This is a genomic window from Serratia sp. TSA_7, from assembly GCF_052692135.1.
On the sequence record NZ_JBQZFU010000001.1, the window covers coordinates 1,745,525 to 1,766,800 of the forward strand.

Genomic DNA, 21,276 nt, shown 5'->3' on the forward strand with positions numbered 1-21,276 from the left:
TTAAAACGCAAAGCAGCTGCAGCCGAGCGTGCCCCAGAATGCATTGTCATCTGCAACGGGTACGCTGGAGCCGCGGGCTATATCATGATTGTGGGTATGCACCCCACAAGGGCCGCTGCAGTGATGCGCCTGTGACATCATGCCGACGCGCGCGTTCGCTACCGGCGGTGCGCTGCGGTAGTGACCCGGCACCTTCACCACCGGCGACCAGTCCGGCAACACCGGAATGGACGGCGGCGCCAACGGCCCGAACGTGCCGGCGGCATAAACGATGTCGCCACCGACCACCGTCAGCACGGATTCGATGCCCTTGATCTCTTCTTCAGGCACGCAGAAGTAATCCTTGCTGAGCACGGCCAGGTCCGCCAGTTGGCCCGCTTTGATCTGCCCTTTTTTGCCCTGCTCGCTGGAGAACCAGGCGCTGCCCTGCGTCCACAGCATCAGCGCGGTATCGCGATCCAGACGCGCATTGGCGTCATACATCTGCATGCCGCCCACGGTGCGGCCGGAAACCAGCCAGTAAAGCGCCGTCCACGGGTTGTAGCTGGCCACGCGGGTCGCGTCCGTTCCCAGCCCCACCGGCACGCCGGTGTCCAGCATGCGGGCCACCGGTGGCGTGTGGCGGGTAGCCTCAATGCCGTAACGCTCGGCGAAGTATTCGCCCTGGAAGGCCATGCGGTGCTGCACGGCAATGCCGCCGCCAAGCTCCTTGATACGATCGATGTTTTTCTGGGTCACGGTTTCTGCATGGTCAAAGAACCAGTGCAAGCCATTGAACGGGATCTCGCGGTTGACTTTTTCAAACACGTCCAGCATGCGGCTGATGGATTCGTTGTAGGTCGCATGCAGGCGGAACGGCCAGCGATGCTCGACCAGGTGGCGTACGACACGCTCCAGCTCGTCTTCCATGCCCGGCGCCAGATCCGGGCGCGGTTCCAGGAAGTCTTCGAAGTCCGCGGCGGAAAACACCAGCATTTCGCCTGCGCCATTATGGCGGAAGAAGTCGCTGCCCTGGCCCGGCGTCAGCATGTCGGTCCATTTTTCGAAATCTTCCAGCTCATGCCCCGGCCGCTGGGTAAAGAGGTTGTAAGCGATGCGCAGCGTCATCTGCTTCTTCTCGTGCAACTCGGCGATCACTTGGTAGTCTTCCGGGTAGTTTTGGAAGCCGCCGCCCGCATCGATGGCGCTGGTCAGGCCCAGACGGTTCAGTTCACGCATGAACTGGCGGGTCGAATTCACCTGTTGTTCCAGCGGCAACTTCGGCCCTTTGGCCAGTGTGGCATAGAGGATCATGGCGTTAGGGCGTGCAATCAGCATGCCGGTCGGGTTGCCGTTGCCGTCGCGCTGAATTTCGCCGCCTGGCGGATTGGGGGTGTCTTTGGTATAGCCCACCACTCTCAATGCTGCGCGATTGAGCAGCGCACGATCGTAAAGATGCAGAATAAACACCGGCGTATCCGGCGCGGCTTCGTTGATCTCATCCAGCGTTGGCATGCGGCGTTCGGCAAACTGGAACTCCGTCCAGCCGCCCACCACGCGCACCCATTGCGGCGATGGCGTGCGCAGCGCCTGATCTTTCAACATCCGCAAGGCATCCGCCAGCGACGGCACGCCTTCCCAGCGCAGTTCAAGGTTGTAGTTCAGGCCACCGCGGATCAGGTGAAGGTGTGAATCATTAAGCCCCGGCACCGCAGTGTGCCCCTTAAGATCCACCACTTTCGTGCCTTCGCAGTGGTGCTGCATCACTTCGGCGACGGTACCGACTTCAAGGAACTTGCCCTCGCGGATCGCCACGGCTTCCGCCAGCGGTTTTTCGCGATCGACAGTATGAAACTGCCCGTTAACCAGTATCAAATCAGCTTTGCCCAGCGAAACCATAGATCCTCCAGTCTGAGACGTCCGGTTCAGGCAGAAGGCCGCCGGACACAAGGTACGCGGCTCTTCAGAGCGGCGCGAATTGAAAGGATTATGGAATAGGAATGGGAAAAGACCAGTTATACAAAGGGATAGATATACCAAAGTATAGGTATACGAAAGGTTAGTTATACCAACAGATAATAGTTTCGCCCCCGCCGCCAGCCTAACATTCAATCCGTTGATAGCGTTTACCACCCGGTAGCTCTCGGCTCCGTCGCTGCGCCAACGGCGCGATGACCTTGTTACTTTTAACCTCATCCCAAAGGTATTTTTATGACAACCTCTAAGCTTGAAGTCCTGACGCCTGCCAACTGCCAGATGATTTTTATCGACCACCAACCTCAGATGGCTTTTGGCGTACAGTCGATTGACCGCCAGGTGCTGAAAAACAACACCGTTGCCCTGGCGAAAGCCGCAAAGGTATTCAACATTCCAACCCTCATTACAACCGTTGAAACCGAGAGCTTCTCAGGTAATACCTATCCGGAACTGCTGGACGTGTTCCCGGGTAAGGACATCCTCGAGCGTACCTCGATGAACTCGTGGGACGATCAGAAAGTGCGCGACGCGCTGGCCGCCAACGGCAAGAAAAAAGTGGTGGTTGCCGGCCTGTGGACCGAAGTCTGCAACAACAGCTTTGCCCTGTGCGCCATGCTGGAAGGCGACTATGAAATCTATATGGTGGCTGATGCGTCAGGCGGCACCTCTAAAGAAGCGCACGATTATGCTATGCAGCGCATGATTCAGGCAGGCGTGATCCCGGTAACCTGGCAACAGGTGATGTTGGAATGGCAACGGGACTGGGCACACAAAGAGACCTACAACGCGGTAATGGATATCGTGAAAGAGCATTCGGGCGCTTACGGCATGGGCGTGGATTACGCCTATACCATGGTGCATAAAGCGCCTTCGCGTCAGAAGAGCGAACACCGCACTCTGGCGCCGGTCGCCGCACGCTAACCTCGGGAAGCCGGCCGGCAGAGAACCCGGCCGGCTTCTGTACTGGAGATAATGATGAGCGCAGGATTAATGTCCCTTGCCGCCGGCGTCCTCATTGGCCTGATCTATGCGCTGCTTAAGGTCCGCTCGCCGGCCCCCCCGGCACTGGCGTTGGTGGGCCTGCTGGGAATGCTGGCGGGAGAGCGTTTGACGGTACAGGCGTTGCAACCTGAGCAGACCGCCCACATTCAGCTTTGTCAGGCGCAGCCCGGCGCGGCAGCCTCTTCCACTGTAACCTGCCCTGCGAAAGGGGACTGAAATGAAAGCATGGCTCGTTTCGCTGGCCATCGGCCTTCTGGCCGGTATTATCTATGCCGCATTGAATATTCATTCACCGGCACCGCCGGTTATTGCCCTGCTGGGCCTGTTTGGTATGCTGATCGGCGAACAGATTATCCCGGTCACCCGGCGGCTTATAAATCGGCAACCGCTGACGCTGGCGTGGTTTCGCCATGAGTGCGTCCCCAAAATCTGCGGAACTCCGCCGGCCAAGCCCCAGACGACAACAGAGGACCCTCCGCTTTAGTCATAATTTGCCAAAGGAATTTCAGCATGATGCTGCCGCAGCGCATTGCTATTGTCGATGATGAACGTTCTGTCCGCAGCGGGTTAATCAACCTGCTGCAGTCGGACGGTTACGCGACATGCGCCTTCGAATCCGCCGAGGCGTTTTTAAACGAAAAAACCGCGCTGTCAGACGCTTCGTTGGTCATTATCGACATCAAGCTAAAAGGAATGGGTGGCGTTGAGCTTTATGAAAAAATAAAGACTTACGCAACGCCGCCACCGGTGATATTTATATCCGGCCACGGTGATGAAAATATGCAACGGCTAGCCCTTAAACTCGGCGCCGTTGCTTTTTTGCGTAAGCCTATCGACATCGACGCACTCCTGGGCCTGATACAACACGCATTGAGAGGCGATAAAAACGCCTGATGACAAGACCGCTTCCTGCGAGAGAGCCGAATGAATGACCCGCTGATACCGCCAGACCGGGCTGCCCTTCCTGATTTTCAGGATGGGCAGTTTTTTGCATTTAAAGATGATGTCATTTTTACGCCACTTGTTCAGGAAGGCTGCATCGTCTGGATGAACGGGCGGCACCCATTTTCGAACGGGGCTTTCATCCTCGCCACGGCGGTCAGCGATGAGGCGGAAGCGGACGCGACGCAACTGCTGAAAAATGAATTTCTGCTGCGTCCCTACCTGTCCGACGCCTGGGCGGTGAAACCCGCCGCCTGTACGCAGTATCGCGGCCGATACGCGCTGGTCTATCCGTCATTTTCCTTTGACTCCCTGGCCCGCATCACGGGGCAGCCGATGGCCTGCATTGCCAGCTTCCTGGAGCTTGCCATCCGGATATGTGCCCCACTGCGCCAGATGCACAGGCACAACCTGATCCACGGCGATATCAAGCCGGGCAATATCTTTATCCAGGAAGATGCCTCATGCCGCCTTGCCGGGTTTGGTCTGACGACGGGCACTGCGGAAGAGTTAAAACAGACCCGCCTGCCGTTTTTTGGCGGCACGCTCGCCTATATGTCACCCGAACATACTTCGCGCACGCAAAGATCGGTGGACAGCCGCAGCGATCTCTATAGCCTTGGCATCGTTTTTTATGAGCTGCTGACCGGCTCTTTGCCCTTCGACCTCAGCGAAGGCGGCCTGGCGGAATGGGCGCATCACCATATCGCTTCGGAGCCACGCCCGCCTCATCTGCTGCGCGAACAGATACCGGCCATGCTTTCGACGCTGGTCCTGCGGTTGTTGGCCAAGTCGCCCGATAACCGTTACCAGACGGTCGACGGGTTGGTCGCTGACCTGCGCCGCTGTCAGGCCACCCTGACCGATGACAATGACATCATGCCCTTTCCTCCCGGGTTGCAGGATCGCGCACCCGAGTTTCATCTCGCCGATACGTTGTATACCCTCCATCCACAGGGTCGCGAGCTTGTCGCCGCGTTCGACAAGGTTAACCAGAGCGGAACCCACGCGCTTGCGGTCATCAGCGGGCCTTCTGGCATCGGTAAATCCTCGCTGATCGCCTCAGCGTTAAAAGAGCTGAAAAACCGGCGCACGCTGCTTGCCGTGGGTAAAGTCGACCAGTTTTCGTCGTCGCTGCCTTATGGCGTGCTGACCTCCGCCTTCCGGACGCTGACCCTGAAACTGCTGGGATTGCCGGCAGAAGATGTCGCGCTATGGAAAACCCGCCTGGCGCGCACGCTGGACGGTTACGAGGGGTTGGCCATTAACCTGGTGCCTGAACTGGGTCTGTTGCTGGAGCGGAAATCCCGGCAGGCCCCCGACTCGCTGTCGACCGATGCCCGGGCCCGCTTTAATCTTATGATAGTCAGCCTGGTCAATACCTTTGCCACCCCCGGCTGCCCGCTGGTGTTGCTGATTGACGATATTCACTGGATCGATGCCGCCAGCTTGCAGGTGCTGGAATATCTGCTTAAAAACAGCGATGCGCTGCCGTTGCTGTTGGTGGTTGCCCTGCGCGATCCCTCTTCAACGGACAACCTTTCGGCGTCTGAAGCGCTGGGCCGTCTTCGTGATGCGGCTCAACGTAAAATCGACATCATACCGGCGCCGCTCTCGGTTAAAGCCGTCGCTCGTTGGCTGGCCGACGTCTTCCAGCGGCGCTCAACCGACACCCTCGACCTGGCTCGTCTGATTCATGAAAAAACCGGCGGCAACCCGCTGTTCGTGCATGAGTTTTTCAAACGCATCGTCGATGACGGCCTAGTGACGCACAACAAGTATCAAGGCAAGTGGTATTACGACGTGCCGACCATTCAGGCTCGTCATTACACCGAAAACGTCGTCGGCCTGGTATTGCAGCAACTGGAGAAAATGCCCGAAGAAACCCGCAAGCTGTTAGGCAGCCTGGCCTGCCTGGGTAGCAGCGGTGAGCTTGGCACCATTAGCCGCGTCCTGAACCTCTCCGATACGGATATCCGCTATCAACTGCACCCTGCGGTTACCGCCCAGTTGATTACCCTGTCCGCCGACACCTACACCTTCCCCCACGATCGCGTGCAGGAAGCGGCCTTCGCCCTGCTGGATGCCGGCGAACGGGGGCATCTGCACCTCACGACGGCAAGCCTGCTGGCCGAAGCTTCACGCCAGGCGGCGGGCAATGAGATGCTGTTTCGCGCCATTCACCATGTGTCCGCAGCCATTGACTGCGTACAGCCGCCGCAACAGCGCAAAATGTTCCGCGAATTGAGCATGCTGGCGGCCCGCCGCGCGAAGCGTTCCGGCGACTACCTCTCGGCACAGCGCTATCTACAGACCGCCCGTGCACTCGGCGGCCCTGTGTCTGATAGTGCCGCCGATTTCGCGCTGGAGCTGGAAGAGGCCGAATGCGCGTTTTTACTGGGTAACCTGGTCGCGGCGCGGCATTTGAGCGACCGGTTGCTGGCTTCGCCTGGCGGGTTGGCGGAAAAAATCTCCGCGGCCAATTTGCTGGCGGAAGTGCATATGCGCCAATCGGATAACCCGCTGGCGCTGGAGACCGCATTATGCTGGCTGACGGTATCCGGCATTACGCTTAACCGACACCCCGACGATGCGGAATGCGAGACAGCCTGGAAAATGCTCCACGCCCGTATCGGTGATAGCCCGGCCGCGATTTTCAATCAATTGCCGCTCATGGCTAATCCTGAAACGGAAGCCGCGATGAGTTTGCTGGCCCGTGCCGGTCTGTCCGCCAGCTTCATCAGCCCACGCCTGCACTTCATGTTGCTGTGCCAGATGCTGCATCTAACGCTGGAACACGGCATTACCGGCGCCTCAACGTCGGCGATGGGCTGGTTTGGCGTGCTGATCGGCCACCGCTATGCCGAATATCGGTTGGGCTTCAAATACGCGGTGCTGGCCCGTGAACTCGTGACGCGCCACGGTTATAGCGTTTACGAAGCGAAAACGCTGCTGCCGCTCGATCAGTTGAGCGTCTGGACCCAGCCGCTCTCCTACACCACCGAATGCGCCAAAGCCTGCTTCACGGCGGCGGTGACGCACGGCGATCTGACCGTCGCCTCTTTTGCCGCCTGTCATCAGATCATTAACTTTTTAAGCCGCGGCGATCATCTCGATAACGTGCTGACCAGCATCGAACGGGGGCTGGCCTTTGTGCGGAAATCCCATTTTCCGGACGTTGAACGCATTATGTTGATCCAGCGGCATTATGTGGAGCATTTGCGCGGGGCATCGCCAGGAGCCTGGGGCGGCGTGGATGCGCTGCCTGACTCGCTGCTGCCGACCGCGCCGGAACAGGCGCCGCAGCAAATGTCCACCATGATGTTCTGGTTCTGGCTGTATCGGGGCATGACGCATTTTGTCGCCGACGAATACCCGCAGGCGGAAGAGTCGCTGAAACAGGCTGAGTCCTTTTCCTGGTCTGCGCCGGGGCATATCCACCTGCTGGATTTGCATCTGTACAGCGCGCTGACGTTAAGCGCTCAACTGACACCGGATACCTTCTCCGTTGAACACCGGCGAAAACTGCAAAAGCACCATGACAAAATCGCGCTCTGGGCGCGCATTAATCCGGGCACATTCGCCGACAAAGAAGCGCTGGTGTATGCGGAGATTGTCCGCCTTGACGGCATGAACAGCATTGCGCTCGAACAGTATGAAAAAGCGGTAAGGCTCTCGCGGGACTCGGGTTTCAACCCCAGCAATGCGCTGGCTCATGAACTCGCGGGTCGCTTCGCGCTCAGTTGCGGCTACCATACTGCCGCCGATGCCCACTTTCGAGGCGCAATGGCGGCATGGGGGCGTGCAGGTGCTCAGGCCAAGGTGAATCAGCTGAAACAGGCTTATCCCCATCTGGTGTCCCCTGGTCAGGCAACGCCTTATGACACCATCGCCTTTGCCCAGAATGAAGAAATCCGCGATCTGCAAAGTGTCATCAAAGCATCGCGTGCCCTGTCTGAAGAGATCAATCTGGAACGGCTTATTCAGATACTGATGACCATGCTGCTGGAACGTGCCGGTGCCCAACGCGGCCTGTTGATCCGCATATTGGACAACAACATTCCTGAAATCGAGGCAAGCGCCTATACCGGCAGCGACGGCGTCAGGGTGCGGATTATAAAAGATGTGCCGATGGCCACCGACATGCCGCTGTCGGTACTGTCCGCCGTGATCCGCACCGGGCAAGAAATACGCACCGGCAAGCCGGAAGAATTCAGCCCTTTCTCGCAGGATCCTTACCTCGTGACTTCCGGCGCCGCCGTTTTGTGCGTGCCGATGTTCAAGCAGGCGCGGCTGGTCGGCGTGTTGTATCTCGAAAACCGCTTAATGCCTGAAATCTTCACCGCCGAGCATTCGAAAGTGGTTAACCTGCTCGGCGCGCATGCCGCAGTATCGCTCGAAACCGCAAGACTGTATGCCGAATTGCTTGAGGAGAACATTCAGCGCAGGCGAGTGGAGAAAGAGCTCAGATCAAGCCAGACCTCGCTGATGCTGGGCGAGCAGATCAGTCATACCGGCAGTTGGCGTTGGGAGCTGGAGCAGGATCTGATGTTCATGTCCGAAGAATATGCCCGTATTCTCGGCCTGCCCGAAAAGCAGAAAATGATTTCTATGGCCGAGTTTCTTACCTTCGTTCACCCGGACGACTATGCGCGAGTCAGCACCGTCGTCACCGACGGGGTGAGAGACGGGCAACCCCTGCGGGCCGAGTTTCGCATCATGAGCGCGGATGGCGTTTGCCGCTACATATTGGGCATCGGTAACCCTGTCGGCGTGGGCACCGAGGTCTACGAATACTACGGCACCATCACCGACATCACTGCCCAGCGGCAGACGGAGGACGCCGTCAGGGTGGCCCAGGCCGAGCTGGCCCGCGTTTCCCGCGCGACCACCGTCGGCCAGTTGACCTCGTCCATTGCGCACGAAATCAATCAACCCTTGATGTCGATTGTCTCGAACGCCGGGGCAAGCCTGCGCTGGCTGAACCACGACCCTGTCCGGCATGACAATATTCGTACGGGGCTGGAGGAGATCATTGCAGAAGGCCAGCGCGCAGGTGAAATCATTCGCAGCCTGCAAACCCTGACGCGCAAGCAGGAGCCGGTCTTTTCCCGTATCGATCTGCACTACCTTGTCCGCCATATCATGACCCTGTCACGCAGCGAAATCGAGCAACGCCGCGTGGCGGTGGAGTATGAACTGAAGGCCGCCGACAGCTTCATCTTTGGCGATAGCGTTCAGATTCAACAGGTATTGATTAACCTGGTGATGAACGCGATCGAGGCTTTGTCTGAAGTGAGCGATCGTACGCGAACGCTTAGGATAACCACGTTGAACCCAGATGACGGCAGGGTTGAGCTACGCATAATGGACAACGGCGTCGGGCTGGATCCTGACGTAATGGAACGGGTTTTCGATTCTTTCTACACCACAAAAGCGCAGGGAATGGGAATGGGGTTGACCATCAGCCACACCATTATTGAACGGCATCGGGGCGCGCTGAAAGCGCAGGCGGCGGAACCCTGCGGCAGTTGCTTCAGTTTTGTGGTGCCAACCGCCGGCAATGAAAGCGCCATTATGCCGCAATGAGCACAGGAATTTGCGTGATCATCGGGTGAAATCCCGGCGGCCCGTCTCAGCCAAACTGCCCCGAATGAGGCGAGCCGCCGGGTTAGCGGCTACAGCAGCAGCGCCAGTTCCATCGCCGCGCGTTGCAACTGTGGCAGCACCCGCTCACGCAACTCCGCCGAGGAAATTTGCGAAGCATTGACCCCCACGTTCATTGCCGCCACCACGCCGCCGCCCTTGCGCGAATGCATCGGCACCGCGATCGAACGCAGACCAATCTCCAGTTGCTGATCGTTGATGGCATATCCCTGCCTGCGCACTTTAGCCAACTGTTCACGCAGCTGTTCCGCGCTGGTCACGGTATGCTCGGTCAGCGGTTCGAAGGACACCCGCGACAGATAATCCTCCAACTGTTCCTCATTCAGCGCACTGAGCAAAACCAGCCCCATTGACGTGGCGTAGGCCGGCAAGCGGCTGCCGCGCCCCAGATCAATCGTCATGATGCGCTTCACCGAGGCGCGAGCGATATACAAAATGTTGTCGCCGTCGAGCGTTGCCACCGAGCAGGACTCGTTGAGCAGCTTGCTAAGGTAATCCAGCGAATTCTGCGCCGCCTTCGCCAGTTCGGAAGAGGAAAGATAGGCGTGACCGATGGTCAGCACCCGAGGCAGCAACCGATAATGTCGGCCGTCGGGGCAATGCACAAAACCCAGCGCCCGCAGAGTGTACAGGCAACGGCGCACCGCAGCGCGCGGTATACCGGTAATCTGGCTGATTTCGGAAACCGACATCTGCGAATACTGCGGCTGGAAGGCCTGCAACACCTCTAATCCCCGGGCCAGCGAAGCCATAAAGTTGGGATCGCCCTTGTACCTCTCGTTGCTTAAATCGCCGATCTCCTGCAGCCGACGCAGCTCCCCGCCGCCAAATTCCGAAACATCACCCATACTGATCCTCCCTTCTTTCGATGACGCCTGGGCTGATACGCCCGAAGTGCCGAAAACAGTGCCGAAACAACGCCAAATATCGATTTAGTTACCTGCATCACAAAATGAGCAGCTTAACCACCAATGTTTCGATAATCGCACAATACGCTGATATTCGCACTTGTCGCTGTATTTTTCATCATTTAATTTAGAGCCAGAACCACCAGTGTGACGCTGAATTAACCGTAGCCTACTCAGGAGAGCTGATGATCGATAAAAACGTGGCATCCGCAGACGCCGCCGTCGCCGATATACCGGATGGAGCCACCCTTATGGTCGGTGGTTTTGGCCCTGCCGGCCAACCCTGCGCCCTGCTGGATGCGCTGATCCGCCACCGTCCGCGCGAGCTGACGCTGATCAGCAATAACGCCGGTAACGGGGATTTCGGCCTGGCCGCGCTGCTGAAGGCCGGCTGTGTGCGCAAAGTGGTGTGCTCTTTCCCGCGCCAGTCCGACTCCTGGGTATTTGACGACCTGTACCGCCGCGGCGAACTGGAACTGGAGCTGATCCCGCAGGGCAATCTGGCCGCCCGCATTCAGGCCGGCGGTGCCGGCCTCGGCGGCTTCTACACGCCGACCGGTTACGGCACCAAACTGGCGGAAGGCAAGGAAACCCGTGAGATAGACGGCCGCCAGTACGTGTTTGAGCTGCCGCTAAAGGCCGATTTTGCTCTGATCAAGGCTGAAAAAGGCGACCGCTGGGGCAACCTGCTGTATTCCAAAACCGGGCGCAACTTCGGGCCGATCATGGCGATGGCCGCCCATTGCACCATCGCTGAAATCAATCAGCTGGTGCCCCTGGGCCAACTGGACCCTGAAACCATCATCACGCCGGGGATCTTCGTGCAACGCCTGGTAACTTCCCCGGCAAGCGCAGCGCAACTGTCGGCTTAAGGAACGGACTTATGTCAAAACTCACTCACCAGCAGTTGGCCGAGCGCATTGCGCGCGACATCCCGGAAGGCGCCTATGTGAATCTGGGCATCGGCATCCCGACGCAGATCGCCAACTACCTGCCGACGGACAAAGAAATTTTTCTGCACAGCGAAAACGGCATCCTCGGCATGGGCCCTGCACCGGCAGAGGGGCTGGAGGATCCTGATCTGATCAACGCCGGCAAACAGCCGGTCACGCTGCTGAAAGGCGGTTGCTTTTTCCATCACGGCGACTCTTTCGCCATGATGCGCGGCGGCCACCTGGATATCTGCGTACTGGGTGCTTATCAGGTCTCCGAACGGGGCGATCTCGCCAACTGGAGCACCGGCGCACCGGGGGCCATACCGGCAGTCGGCGGCGCGATGGATTTGGCGATTGGCGCACGCCAGGTCTTTGTGATGACCGAACATCTGACCAAAAAAGGCGAATGCAAGATTGTCCGCCACTGTACCTATCCTCTGACCGGCGTCGGCTGCATTGACCGCATCTACAGCGATCTGGCGGTGATGGACGTTACGCCTCAGGGCCTGGTGGTACGCGAAATATTCGGCGGGCTGACCCCGCAGCAATTACAGGAAGTCACCCCGGTCGAATTGACCTTTGCCCTTCAGCACGGAGAACCAACGCATGAATCCAGCCTATCTGTGTGACGCCGTTCGTACACCTTTTGGCCGTCTGAACGGCAGTCTCGCCACTGTCCGCGCCGACGATCTGGCCGCCCTGCCGCTGAAAGCGCTACAGGCGCGCCACCCGCAGCTTGACTGGAGCGCGGTAGATGACGTGTTGCTCGGCTGCGCCAACCAGGCGGGAGAAGATAACCGCAACGTGGCACGCATGGCGCTGCTGCTGGCTGGCCTGCCGGTGCAGATCCCCGGTTGCACCCTCAATCGTCTGTGCGGCTCCAGCCTGGATGCGGTGGCGATGGCGGCCCGCGCCATCAAGACCGGTGAAAGTGAGCTGATGATTGCCGGTGGCGTGGAAAGCATGTCGCGGGCGCCGTTTGTGATGGGCAAAGCGGAGAGCGCCTTTAGCCGGGCGATGAAAATAGAAGACACCACCATGGGCTGGCGGTTTATCAATCCGCAAATGCAGGCGCAATACGGCGTGGACTCTATGCCGCAGACCGCTGAAAACGTAGCCCTGAAGTTTGGCATTAGCCGCCAGGATCAGGATGCTTTCGCCCTGCGCAGCCAGCAACGCACCGCAGCGGCCCAGGAAAGCGGTTTCTTTGCCGAGCAACTGATTGAAGTCAGTCTGGCGCAGAAAAAAGGCGACCCACTGCTGTTCCGCCAGGATGAACATCCGCGCGCCACTACGCTCGAGGCACTGGCGAAGTTGAAACCGGTAGTTAATCCGCAGGGTACCGTCACCGCCGGTAATGCCTCCGGACTGAACGACGGTGCCTGCGCATTGTTGCTGGCCGGAGAACGCGGCGTAGCCCGCCACGGCTTACAGCCAATGGCGCGCATTGTCGCCAGCGCCGTGACCGGCATTGAACCTTCGATTATGGGCTTTGCGCCGACAGAGGCGGTGCGCAAAGTGCTGAAAATCGCCGGTCTGACGCTCGATCAAATGGACGTTATCGAACTTAACGAAGCCTTTGCCGCGCAGGCGCTGGCGGTGACTCGTGAGCTGGGACTGAGTGACGACGCCGCACAGGTGAACCCGAACGGCGGCGCGATTGCGCTGGGTCATCCGCTGGGCGCTTCCGGTGGCAGGCTGGTGATGAACGCCGCCTGGCAATTGCAGAAAACTCGGGGACGCTACGGGTTATGCACCATGTGCATCGGCGTTGGCCAAGGTATTGCGCTGATCATCGAGCGGGTATGAATATGGCCATCGACTATCGCCTCGATGGCCGCGCCGGTGCGCCGCTGTTGGTGCTGTCCAACTCGCTCGGCACCACCTTCGACATGTGGCAGGCGCAGTTGCCGGCATGGTGCGAACACTTTCGCGTGTTGCGCTACAACCAACGCGGCCACGGCGCAACCCCCTTGCCGGCGACCCCGCTGCGGCTGGAAACGCTGGGCAATGACGTTGTCGCCCTGCTCGACCGGCTGGGTGCGCCAAGCGCCCACTTTTGCGGCATTTCGATGGGCGGGCTGACCGGGCTGTGGCTCAACCGCTACCACCCGCAACGCATCGATCGCCTGGTGGTGGCGAATACCGCCGCGCGCATCGGCAGCGCTGAAGGCTGGCAACTGCGTGCGCAACAAGTGCGCTGCGAGGGATTGGCGGCGGTGGCCGCCGCATCCCCTTCACGCTGGTTCACCGAAGCCTTTTTGCAGCGCTCGCCGCAGCAGGTTGCTGCGCTGGTTGACGGGCTGGCAGCAGGCGACGCCGCCGGTTACGCAGCCTGCTGCGATGCGCTGGCGCAGGCCGATCTTCGTGACCAGACCCGCCAGATGGCGCGGCCGATGTTGGTCATTGCGGGGGAACATGATCCGGTCACCACCGTGGCGGACGCCGAATTTTTGGTCGCCAACGCGCCACATGCCCGGTTAAACGTCTTGCCGGCCTCGCATATTTCCAACGTGGCCTGCGCGGAAGCGTTCGGCCAAAGCGTTATCGAGTTCCTCACCGAGAAGGATTGACGGGCCGGCGGGCCTGTCATTTTCCCGTGATTCGTTGCCCCTGCGCATCAATCACCGGCTCGCCGTCTTCTTTGCTGAACGGACCCTGCTGAGGATCCGGCAGGATATCCAGCACCGCCTCCGACGGACGGCACAGCCGCGTGCCCAAGGGTGTCACCACTATCGGCCGGTTAATCAAAATCGGCTGCTGCAACATAAAGTCGATAAGTTGAGCATCGCTCCACTGTGCGTCCGCCAGCCCCAGTTGTTGGTAAGGTTCGACGTTTTTGCGCAGCAACTCACGCACGGAAATGCCCATATCGGCAATCAGTTTGACCAGTTGGTCACGGCTGGGCGGCGTCTCCAGATACAGGATCACCGCAGGCTCCACGCCGCTGTTACGGATCAATGCCAGCGTATTGCGCGAGGTGCCGCAGGCCGGGTTATGATAAATGGTTATCTGGCTCATGGGGTTCTCTCTTGTTAACACTAAAGCGACAGGCGCAGGGCCAGAGCGGCCAACGCGACAAACAACACCGGAAGTGTCATCACTATCCCCACCCGGAAGTAATATCCCCAGGTGATGACGATATTTTTCTGCGACAGCACATGCAACCACAGCAGCGTAGCCAGGCTGCCGATCGGGGTAATTTTCGGCCCCAGATCGCTGCCTATTACGTTGGCGTAAATCATCGCCTGCTTGATCACGCCGTCCGCGTTGCTGCCGTCGATCGACAGCGCGCCCACCAGCACCGTCGGCATGTTATTCATGATCGAAGACAAGAACGCCGTCAGAAAGCCGGTCCCCATCGTGGCCACCCACAGCCCCCGCTCGGCCAGGCTATCCAGCATACCGGACAGCAGATCGGTTAATCCCGCGTTGCGCAAACCGTAGACCACCAGGTACATGCCCAACGAGAACACTACGATCTGCCAGGGCGCACCACGCAACACTTTACCGGTGTCAATCGCATGCCCCCTTTTCGCCACTGCCAGCAGGATCAACGCCCCCACGGCGGCGACCAGGCTGACCGGTACGCCAAGCGGCTCCAGGCCAAAGAAACCCACCAGCAGCATGGCCAACACGCCCCAACCGGCTTTAAAGGTCGGCAAATCGCGGATCGTCTCGCGCGGCGGCCGCAGCAGCGCCAGGTCATAGCTCACCGGAATATCCTTGCGAAAATACAGGTGCAGCATCACCAACGTTGCGACAATGGCGGCAATGTCCACCGGCACCATCACGGAGGCATACTGAGTAAAGCCCAGCTTGAAAAAATCTGCCGAGACGATGTTCACCAGATTAGAGACCACCAGCGGCAGGCTGGCTGTGTCGGCAATAAATCCCGCCGCCATCACGAACGCCAGCGTGGCGCCCGAGCTGAACCCCAGCGCCAGCAGCATCGCAATCACAATCGGCGTAAGGATCAGTGCCGCGCCGTCGTTGGCGAACAGCGCCGCCACGCTAGCCCCCAGCAACACAATATAGGTGAACAACCACCGCCCTTTGCCCTTGCCCCAGCGCGCAACGTGCAGCGCCGCCCACTCAAAGAAGCCGGACTCATCCAGCAACAGGCTGATGACGATCACCGCGATAAAGGTCGCCGTGGCGTTCCAGACAATGTGCCAAACCAGCGGAATATCAGCGGGATGCACCACGCCAGTCAGCAGCGCCAGCACCGCCCCGAGCGAGGCGCTCCAGCCAATGCCCAACCCTTTTGGCTGCCAGATCACCAAAATGAGTGTCAGAATAAAAATTGCCCCAGCCAGTACCATCATCGCTCCCTGGCGCATCACGCCATAAACACATATGATTTTTCGAATATATAAAAACAAATTTTTTAACGTTACCGGCAGAGCACCCGGCCACCCGCTGCAGCTTGCTGCGCCAGTTCGGTGAACCGTTGCTGCTGACTGAGCCAGGCTTGCTCGATAATCGCCGCAGCCCAGGCCGGCATATGCGGTGACAACCGGTAAAAGATCCACTTACCTTCACGGCGATCGAGCAACAGGCTGCTTTCACGCAGCATAGCGAGATGACGGGAAATTTTGGGCTGCGACTCGTCTAACGCGCCGGACAGCTCGCATACGCACAGCTCCCCCGCCTGGCGCAACAACAACACCAGGTTCAACCGAGTGTCGTCCGACAAATTCTTAAACAGTTTCAGCGGCGTCAGTGATGGCATAGATTTCTCTCCGAATGATAACCGCCATCATAATTCGCAGCCGGGCGATGTCAACAACACATATGGATAATCAAATATAATAACCTTTTTACAAGGCATCCGCGAACGTCAAGGCCCTACTGACGCACTATACTGAGTACACCGCCGCAGTTCTGGAGATGTGTGATGTCGCTACCCTTCAAATGTTCGGAAAGGCTTACCCTTGGTACGGAGATAGAACTGCAGCTGGTGGATAATGACAGCTACGATCTGTCGCACAAGGCCGACCGGGTGGTGGTGGACGTCGGCGACAAAAAACGCGTCAAGCACGAGCTGACTAAATCGATGGTGGAGTTAAACAGTTCGGTGCATACCGATATCGGCGAACTGTTGGCAGAGCTGAACGAGCTGACCGGGAAGATACGCGCAAGCGCACAGCGCATTGATTGCGACGTTTGCGGTGGAGGCCGCCATCTGAGCAACGACTGGCGTCAACAGGTCATTACCGACTCCGAACGCTACACATTGCTGGCCAGCCGCTTTGGCTACCTTTCCAAGCTGGCCTGCGTGTTCGGCCAACATATCCATATCGGCGTCAACGACGGTGACGAGGCTATGTATCTGTGCCATGCCATGACGCCCTATTTGCCGCATCTGATTGCCTTGAGCGCCTCTTCGCCGCTCTATCAGGGCGTCGATACCCTGTTTGCCAGTTCCCGTTTCAGCGCGCAAAACTCTTTCCCCAATTACGGCTGCCTTGAGCAAATCTATAATTGGGATGAATTCACTGTGTATTATGAAAGACTTACCAGCGCCGGGGTGATTGAAGGCATCAAAGACATTTATTGGGACGTGCGTCCAAAACCGGAGTTAGGTACGGTGGAAGTCAGGGTCTGCGATACGCCGTTGCATATTCACCATGCGGCCACATTAGCCGGTTACTGCCGGTTGCTGGCCAGATACCTGTTGGATAACAGACAAAGGGTTATTGCAGAATATGTCGCCTTTACCAACTACAACAAGATCAATGCCTGTCGCCACGGCTTTGGCGCCGACTATGTGGATCCCGCCACGCTGCGCCGCTGCAGCCTGACATCGCATATGCTGGCCACACTCGCCGCTCTGCGGCCTGGCGTGCAAAACAGCGAAGAAAACGCGCTGCTCGATGGTGTTGAGCATTACGTCAAGATAGCGCTGAACGATGCGGACCGCATACGCCGCCTGCGGCATAACGGCCTGCAGCAAAAGGAAGTGATCAAACAACTCTGCCATGAGCTGTTGCAGCCGCCGCATTAAACGGCTGACCGAAAATGGCTGCCCACGGCGAAGGAACCACACAGGTTTCAGCTATCGATTCCATACGCCAAAGCGACTGTTCATTACGTGCTATTCCCCTACAATCAGCCTTAACAAGACACCATTTATTCTCACCGGGGGCACGATGTACAATTTCTCACGCTATCAGGCAAAAGAACTGGCGCTGGCTTATATGAGCGGCAAAAAACACGATCTGTCGCCGCAAGAATTTTTGCAGCAGTTGAAAAGCAGCGAAAGATCTTTTGAATACTTGCTGAAGCACGGCGCCGAGCAACCGCGCGAAGTGTTGGTAAAAAGCTTTTAAACCCCACCTCAGCCTTCGCCGGTGGCATGCCAAACAGGCGTGCGTATTCCCGGCTGAATGACAATGCGCTTTCATGTCTGACGTTGAACGTCCCAATAAGGCCGTTCCCCACCCAAGTGCGCCAGCAGGAAATCGACAAAGGCCATGACTTTCGCCGGCACGTGTTTGCGTTCCGGGTACACGGCATAAATCGCGTGTTCCGGCAGCTTGTGATCCGGCAACAGTTCGATCAGCCGCCCCTGCGCAAGATCGTCACCGACGATAAAGGTCGGCATCTGACAAACACCCAGGCCGGCGAGCAACGCTTCACGTAGCGCCTCACTGTTATTCACCTGGTAATTCCCCCTCGGCTGAAAACGTACCGCCCCTTCAGGCCCCTGAAACTGCCATTCGCTGCCGGCACGGTAGTAGCTGTAAAACAGGCAGTTATGCTGCGCCAACTGCGCCAGATCCTTTGGCGTGCCGCAGCGCGTCAGATAAGCCGGCGCAGCGCACAATACGCTGTAACAAGGCGCGATACGCCGGGCAATCAGGCTCGAATCGGCAAGCCGGCCAATGCGGATCGCCAGGTCATAACCCCCCTCCACCAGATCGACCAGCTTATCGTCCATCATCATATTGATTTCCACCTCCGGGCAGGCGGCCAAAAAAACCGGAATCAACGGCGCAATGTGCAAACGGCCGAACACCATCGGCACACTGAGCCGCAAAATGCCCTGCGGCTGCCCCTGCAATCGCGTGATGGCGTCTTCCCCTTCCTGCGCCACCGCGCAGGCGTTCCGCGCATAACCAAAATACTGCTCGCCCGCTTCGGTCAGGCTCAGGCTGCGGGTGGTGCGATGCAGCAACTGCACGCCCAGCGAGCCTTCCAGTTGGGTAATGCGTTTACTTACCGCAGACTTGGTAATGCCCAGCCGCTGGCCGGCCGCTGAAAAACTGCCGCATTCCACTACCGCTACAAACAACGGGATCGCCGCAAAATTATCGGTCATTTATAGTCAACTTTTACTCAACAATGAGTTTCCATTGTAGTGGATTATGACGATAACAAAAACAATGTACGCTGTTCGCCACTGTAAAAATGGAACCTGACATGATGATACGCGGACGTTTCTCCGATCCTTTGCTGGCGTTAACCGCCGGTGCTTTGCTGGCCCTGATGATCAGCGTCAACAGCGGACTGGCTAGCTATAACAGCCCGCTATTCGCTTCCTGGGTGGCTCATGGCGTTGGCGCGATCGCCGCCTGGTTGTTGCTGCTGCTGCTGCTGCGCCGCCGTACGCCCCTCTCTCCTGCGACGGCGCCCCCCCGCTGGGCCTACTTGGGCGGCATTCCGGGTGCCCTGACCGTGGTAGTGGCCGCCATCACCGTCAATAGCCCGCTGGCGCTTGCCGGTAGCCTGGCGCTCATGCTTACCGGTCAGGTGTTGTTCGGCATGCTTTCCGACAGCCGCGGCTGGTTTGGCGTCATTCAACGCCGCCTGCGCACCAACGACATTATCGCCACGCTGCTGATCCTCGCCGGCTGCGCCCTGCTTATTTTTCTGAGATAACCGCCATGCTAACCTTGGTACTCCTCGCGCTGTTCAATGGCGTCTGCATCAGCATCAGCCGCGCGGTCAATGGCCGCCTGGCGTTGAGTCGCGGCGCTTTCCAGGCCTCGCTCTGCAATCACATCGTCGGTTTTTTGTTCCTCAGTCTGCTGCTGGCGACGGGGGGCGGGTTCAATGGCCTCCCGCTTGGTCATGCCCCGTGGGGAGCCTACCTCGGCGGGGTCATCGGTGCGCTGTTCGTGGCGCTGAACAGTTACGTGCTGCCGCGCCTTGGCACTCTGCGCGCCGCACTGCTGATTATCAGCGGCCAAATGCTGGCGGGCGTCATCATCGATCGCCTGCGCGACAGCGGCGCTCCGGTCGGTGCGCAGCTCTTGGGTGTTGGGCTGATCCTGCTCGGCGTCGCTCTGGCACGGAGGGAAAAACCCCTTATTGCGCTGATCCATAACGTTCTTAAATTGCGCGAATAATTCGCCTTTAGAAGCGAATAAACGCTAAATTCGCATTCAGATACGAATAATTGACATATTCGTATTTAGGTGCGAATTTTAACGGTAAATTATCGCTTCAGAGCAGAGAAAAGCATGCAAACGCAACTCAGCGTAATCACCGGCGATCTGGTCAACTCCCGGCAATTCGACACCGCAAATTACATTACCGGGCTAAACGCCCTGCTCAACCGGCTGCAACAGGCCAAGCTTATACAGCGGTTCGAGATTTTCCGCGGCGATGGCTTCCAGGCGGTGGCCGAATCGCAATCCGGCCTGCTGCTGGCGGCATATATCCGTATCGCACTCAAAGCAATGGACGCCGGCCAGTGGGACGCCCGCATCGCGGTGGGCCTGGGAGATGGCCAGGAGCGAGCCGCCGGTTATGCCAGCGCCTTTGTGAATTCCGGCCACGCGCTGGACAGCCTGGATAAAAATTGCAGGCTGGCTCTGAAAAATGACAATGCCGAGACGAATGCCATTGTCAGCGATCTGTTGCCAATGTTAGATCATGTCATTGGCCGTCTGTCGCAAACCGAGGCGCAGATAGTGCAGACGCGGATGTTTGCCGCCACCAACCTGGAGGTGGCCGAGAAACTGCATAAAGCCGCGTCCACGGTCTCCGCAACGCTAAAACGCGCAGCCTATGAGGAGATCATGCGATTTATTCACGCGATTAACAGGATCACCTGAAGATGGATTTAACCTACGCGCCGTTGCTGACCTGGTTGCTGATTGCACACTTGCTGGCCGATTTCCCGCTGCAACCGCTCAGTTGGGTGGAGGATAAAATTCGCCGTCGCGCGCGTTCGCGTTTCCTGCTGTTGCATGCCTTGCTGCACGGTATATTGGCCGCCTGTGCGGTGGCGAGTTTCGGTCTGCTGCATGGCGGGCTCTCCGCCGCCGCGGCGCTGGCTACTTTGCTGGTTATCGCTATCAGCCACTATTTTATCGACCTGCTGAAAGTCACCCTCCTGGCCCACCTCAGCCGGGCCGGCGGCTTTCTTCTCGATCAATGCCTGCATCTGACGGTGATTGTTCTGCTGTGGCTGTGCCTGGTGCCAGAACCCCGCAACCTGATAGCCACGCTTGGCGCCGCCGCTACCGGTGGGCAGTTTGGGCTGATGCTACTGGCGTATTTAGTGATTTATATGCCGATGGGCGTTCTGATTGGGCAATTGCTGGCGCACTGGACGCCGCAAATGCCGCCCTCGGCCAAAGCCGACAACGATTCGCTGTTACGCGCAGGCAAGCAGATTGGCTACCTGGAAAGAACGCTGATACTGACGTTTGTGCTGATCGGCCAAATTCCGGCGATCGGCTTTTTGCTGGCCGCAAAGTCTATTTTTCGCTTTGGCGACCTACGACAGAGCGATGACAAAATGCGTACCGAGTATGTGCTGCTCGGCACGCTGTTTTCCTTTACGCTGACCATCTTGCTCGGTCTGCTGGTAAAAAGATTATTATAACCGCCAGGCATTGCGCCCGGCG

Annotated in this window: 21 protein-coding genes; 15 read left to right on the forward strand and 6 right to left on the reverse strand. The window is 58.4% G+C overall.

Annotated features, from left to right (window positions below):
- Positions 1-1,878 (reverse strand): amidohydrolase, encoded by a 1,878-nt coding sequence (locus ACUTQW_RS08320; RefSeq protein WP_006326170.1) that lies wholly within the window; start codon positions 1,876-1,878, stop codon positions 1-3.
- Positions 1,879-2,190: 312 nt separating this feature from the next.
- Here ACUTQW_RS08320 and ACUTQW_RS08325 point away from each other — a divergent pair, with 312 nt between their 5' ends.
- Genes ACUTQW_RS08325 through ACUTQW_RS08345 form a run of 5 tightly spaced genes read left to right on the forward strand, consistent with a single transcriptional unit; the run spans position 2,191 to position 9,489 of the window.
- The gene (locus ACUTQW_RS08325) at positions 2,191-2,877 is read left to right on the forward strand and encodes a hydrolase (protein ID WP_004946197.1); all 687 of its coding nucleotides are present in this window, start codon (positions 2,191-2,193) and stop codon (positions 2,875-2,877) included.
- A 54-nt stretch (positions 2,878-2,931) separates the two neighbouring features.
- The gene (locus ACUTQW_RS08330; protein WP_020439267.1) at positions 2,932-3,174 is read left to right on the forward strand and encodes a DUF1427 family protein; all 243 of its coding nucleotides are present in this window, start codon (positions 2,932-2,934) and stop codon (positions 3,172-3,174) included.
- 1 nt (position 3,175) lies between these two features.
- The gene (locus ACUTQW_RS08335) at positions 3,176-3,442 is read left to right on the forward strand and encodes a XapX domain-containing protein (protein ID WP_006326172.1); all 267 of its coding nucleotides are present in this window, start codon (positions 3,176-3,178) and stop codon (positions 3,440-3,442) included.
- A 26-nt stretch (positions 3,443-3,468) separates the two neighbouring features.
- Positions 3,469-3,852 carry a response regulator transcription factor gene (locus tag ACUTQW_RS08340; protein ID WP_006326173.1) on the forward strand — a complete coding sequence of 128 codons (384 nt, stop codon included), beginning with the start codon at positions 3,469-3,471 and terminating at the stop codon, positions 3,850-3,852.
- A 30-nt stretch (positions 3,853-3,882) separates the two neighbouring features.
- Positions 3,883-9,489 (forward strand): trifunctional serine/threonine-protein kinase/ATP-binding protein/sensor histidine kinase, encoded by a 5,607-nt coding sequence (locus ACUTQW_RS08345; protein ID WP_445654835.1) that lies wholly within the window; start codon positions 3,883-3,885, stop codon positions 9,487-9,489.
- Between the two features lie 89 nt (positions 9,490-9,578).
- Here ACUTQW_RS08345 and ACUTQW_RS08350 read toward each other — a convergent pair whose 3' ends face one another.
- Positions 9,579-10,415, reverse strand: coding sequence for an IclR family transcriptional regulator domain-containing protein (locus ACUTQW_RS08350; protein ID WP_006326175.1), 837 nt, complete (start codon positions 10,413-10,415; stop codon positions 9,579-9,581).
- A gap of 245 nt (positions 10,416-10,660) precedes the next feature.
- Between ACUTQW_RS08350 and ACUTQW_RS08355 the strand changes: the two genes are divergently transcribed.
- Genes ACUTQW_RS08355 through pcaD form a run of 4 tightly spaced genes read left to right on the forward strand, consistent with a single transcriptional unit; the run spans position 10,661 to position 13,983 of the window.
- Positions 10,661-11,347: a 3-oxoacid CoA-transferase subunit A gene (locus tag ACUTQW_RS08355; protein WP_006326176.1), complete on the forward strand. Its 687-nt coding sequence runs from the start codon at positions 10,661-10,663 to the stop codon at positions 11,345-11,347.
- Between the two features lie 11 nt (positions 11,348-11,358).
- The gene (locus ACUTQW_RS08360; RefSeq protein ID WP_006326177.1) at positions 11,359-12,039 is read left to right on the forward strand and encodes a 3-oxoacid CoA-transferase subunit B; all 681 of its coding nucleotides are present in this window, start codon (positions 11,359-11,361) and stop codon (positions 12,037-12,039) included.
- Positions 12,017-13,219 carry a 3-oxoadipyl-CoA thiolase gene (pcaF, locus tag ACUTQW_RS08365; protein WP_006326178.1) on the forward strand — a complete coding sequence of 401 codons (1,203 nt, stop codon included), beginning with the start codon at positions 12,017-12,019 and terminating at the stop codon, positions 13,217-13,219. The genes ACUTQW_RS08360 and pcaF overlap by 23 nt, the downstream gene beginning before the upstream one ends.
- Positions 13,216-13,983: a 3-oxoadipate enol-lactonase gene (gene pcaD / locus ACUTQW_RS08370; protein WP_020439269.1), complete on the forward strand. Its 768-nt coding sequence runs from the start codon at positions 13,216-13,218 to the stop codon at positions 13,981-13,983. Before pcaF ends, pcaD begins: the two co-directional genes overlap by 4 nt.
- Before the next feature lie 16 nt (positions 13,984-13,999).
- Here pcaD and arsC read toward each other — a convergent pair whose 3' ends face one another.
- From arsC to ACUTQW_RS08385, 3 genes are all read right to left on the reverse strand, one after another.
- Positions 14,000-14,431, reverse strand: coding sequence for a glutaredoxin-dependent arsenate reductase (gene arsC / locus ACUTQW_RS08375; protein ID WP_006326180.1), 432 nt, complete (start codon positions 14,429-14,431; stop codon positions 14,000-14,002).
- A 20-nt stretch (positions 14,432-14,451) separates the two neighbouring features.
- Positions 14,452-15,735 (reverse strand): arsenic transporter, encoded by a 1,284-nt coding sequence (locus ACUTQW_RS08380; RefSeq protein WP_006326181.1) that lies wholly within the window; start codon positions 15,733-15,735, stop codon positions 14,452-14,454.
- Between the two features lie 71 nt (positions 15,736-15,806).
- Entirely contained in the window at positions 15,807-16,145 is a 339-nt protein-coding gene (locus ACUTQW_RS08385) for a metalloregulator ArsR/SmtB family transcription factor (RefSeq protein WP_006326182.1), read from the reverse strand.
- 165 nt (positions 16,146-16,310) lie between these two features.
- On the opposite strand from ACUTQW_RS08385, the gene ACUTQW_RS08390 reads away from it, so the two are divergent.
- Positions 16,311-17,420 carry a YbdK family carboxylate-amine ligase gene (locus tag ACUTQW_RS08390; protein ID WP_006326183.1) on the forward strand — a complete coding sequence of 370 codons (1,110 nt, stop codon included), beginning with the start codon at positions 16,311-16,313 and terminating at the stop codon, positions 17,418-17,420.
- Positions 17,421-17,565: 145 nt separating this feature from the next.
- Positions 17,566-17,745 (forward strand): hypothetical protein, encoded by a 180-nt coding sequence (locus ACUTQW_RS08395; protein ID WP_004946232.1) that lies wholly within the window; start codon positions 17,566-17,568, stop codon positions 17,743-17,745.
- A gap of 71 nt (positions 17,746-17,816) precedes the next feature.
- Here ACUTQW_RS08395 and ACUTQW_RS08400 read toward each other — a convergent pair whose 3' ends face one another.
- On the reverse strand, positions 17,817-18,737 hold the full coding sequence (locus ACUTQW_RS08400; protein WP_004946236.1) for a LysR family transcriptional regulator: 921 nt from the start codon (positions 18,735-18,737) through the stop codon (positions 17,817-17,819).
- A gap of 101 nt (positions 18,738-18,838) precedes the next feature.
- On the opposite strand from ACUTQW_RS08400, the gene ACUTQW_RS08405 reads away from it, so the two are divergent.
- From ACUTQW_RS08405 to ACUTQW_RS08420, 4 genes are all read left to right on the forward strand, one after another.
- Positions 18,839-19,297, forward strand: a complete 459-nt coding sequence (locus ACUTQW_RS08405) for a DMT family transporter (protein WP_006326192.1) — start codon at positions 18,839-18,841, stop codon at positions 19,295-19,297.
- 5 nt (positions 19,298-19,302) lie between these two features.
- Positions 19,303-19,767: a DMT family transporter gene (locus ACUTQW_RS08410; RefSeq protein ID WP_006326193.1), complete on the forward strand. Its 465-nt coding sequence runs from the start codon at positions 19,303-19,305 to the stop codon at positions 19,765-19,767.
- A 114-nt stretch (positions 19,768-19,881) separates the two neighbouring features.
- The gene (locus tag ACUTQW_RS08415; protein WP_004946244.1) at positions 19,882-20,478 is read left to right on the forward strand and encodes a hypothetical protein; all 597 of its coding nucleotides are present in this window, start codon (positions 19,882-19,884) and stop codon (positions 20,476-20,478) included.
- A gap of 2 nt (positions 20,479-20,480) precedes the next feature.
- Positions 20,481-21,254, forward strand: a complete 774-nt coding sequence (locus tag ACUTQW_RS08420; RefSeq protein ID WP_020439270.1) for a DUF3307 domain-containing protein — start codon at positions 20,481-20,483, stop codon at positions 21,252-21,254.
- Positions 21,255-21,276 lie beyond the last annotated feature (22 nt).

Excerpts from the sequence above, each read along its gene's own strand:
- ACUTQW_RS08320 (WP_006326170.1), bottom strand. The coding sequence starts at position 1,878 with ATGGTTTCGCTGGGCAAAGCTGATTTGATACTGGTTAACGGGCAGTTT.
- ACUTQW_RS08325 (WP_004946197.1), top strand. The coding sequence starts at position 2,191 with ATGACAACCTCTAAGCTTGAAGTCCTGACGCCTGCCAACTGCCAGATG.
- ACUTQW_RS08330 (WP_020439267.1), top strand. The coding sequence starts at position 2,932 with ATGAGCGCAGGATTAATGTCCCTTGCCGCCGGCGTCCTCATTGGCCTG.
- ACUTQW_RS08335 (WP_006326172.1), top strand. The coding sequence starts at position 3,176 with ATGAAAGCATGGCTCGTTTCGCTGGCCATCGGCCTTCTGGCCGGTATT.
- ACUTQW_RS08340 (WP_006326173.1), top strand. The coding sequence starts at position 3,469 with ATGATGCTGCCGCAGCGCATTGCTATTGTCGATGATGAACGTTCTGTC.
- ACUTQW_RS08345 (WP_445654835.1), top strand. The coding sequence starts at position 3,883 with ATGAATGACCCGCTGATACCGCCAGACCGGGCTGCCCTTCCTGATTTT.
- ACUTQW_RS08350 (WP_006326175.1), bottom strand. The coding sequence starts at position 10,415 with ATGGGTGATGTTTCGGAATTTGGCGGCGGGGAGCTGCGTCGGCTGCAG.
- ACUTQW_RS08355 (WP_006326176.1), top strand. The coding sequence starts at position 10,661 with ATGATCGATAAAAACGTGGCATCCGCAGACGCCGCCGTCGCCGATATA.
- ACUTQW_RS08360 (WP_006326177.1), top strand. The coding sequence starts at position 11,359 with ATGTCAAAACTCACTCACCAGCAGTTGGCCGAGCGCATTGCGCGCGAC.
- pcaF (WP_006326178.1), top strand. The coding sequence starts at position 12,017 with ATGAATCCAGCCTATCTGTGTGACGCCGTTCGTACACCTTTTGGCCGT.
- pcaD (WP_020439269.1), top strand. The coding sequence starts at position 13,216 with ATGAATATGGCCATCGACTATCGCCTCGATGGCCGCGCCGGTGCGCCG.
- arsC (WP_006326180.1), bottom strand. The coding sequence starts at position 14,431 with ATGAGCCAGATAACCATTTATCATAACCCGGCCTGCGGCACCTCGCGC.
- ACUTQW_RS08380 (WP_006326181.1), bottom strand. The coding sequence starts at position 15,735 with ATGGTACTGGCTGGGGCAATTTTTATTCTGACACTCATTTTGGTGATC.
- ACUTQW_RS08385 (WP_006326182.1), bottom strand. The coding sequence starts at position 16,145 with ATGCCATCACTGACGCCGCTGAAACTGTTTAAGAATTTGTCGGACGAC.
- ACUTQW_RS08390 (WP_006326183.1), top strand. The coding sequence starts at position 16,311 with ATGTCGCTACCCTTCAAATGTTCGGAAAGGCTTACCCTTGGTACGGAG.
- ACUTQW_RS08395 (WP_004946232.1), top strand. The coding sequence starts at position 17,566 with ATGTACAATTTCTCACGCTATCAGGCAAAAGAACTGGCGCTGGCTTAT.
- ACUTQW_RS08400 (WP_004946236.1), bottom strand. The coding sequence starts at position 18,737 with ATGACCGATAATTTTGCGGCGATCCCGTTGTTTGTAGCGGTAGTGGAA.
- ACUTQW_RS08405 (WP_006326192.1), top strand. The coding sequence starts at position 18,839 with ATGATGATACGCGGACGTTTCTCCGATCCTTTGCTGGCGTTAACCGCC.
- ACUTQW_RS08410 (WP_006326193.1), top strand. The coding sequence starts at position 19,303 with ATGCTAACCTTGGTACTCCTCGCGCTGTTCAATGGCGTCTGCATCAGC.
- ACUTQW_RS08415 (WP_004946244.1), top strand. The coding sequence starts at position 19,882 with ATGCAAACGCAACTCAGCGTAATCACCGGCGATCTGGTCAACTCCCGG.
- ACUTQW_RS08420 (WP_020439270.1), top strand. The coding sequence starts at position 20,481 with ATGGATTTAACCTACGCGCCGTTGCTGACCTGGTTGCTGATTGCACAC.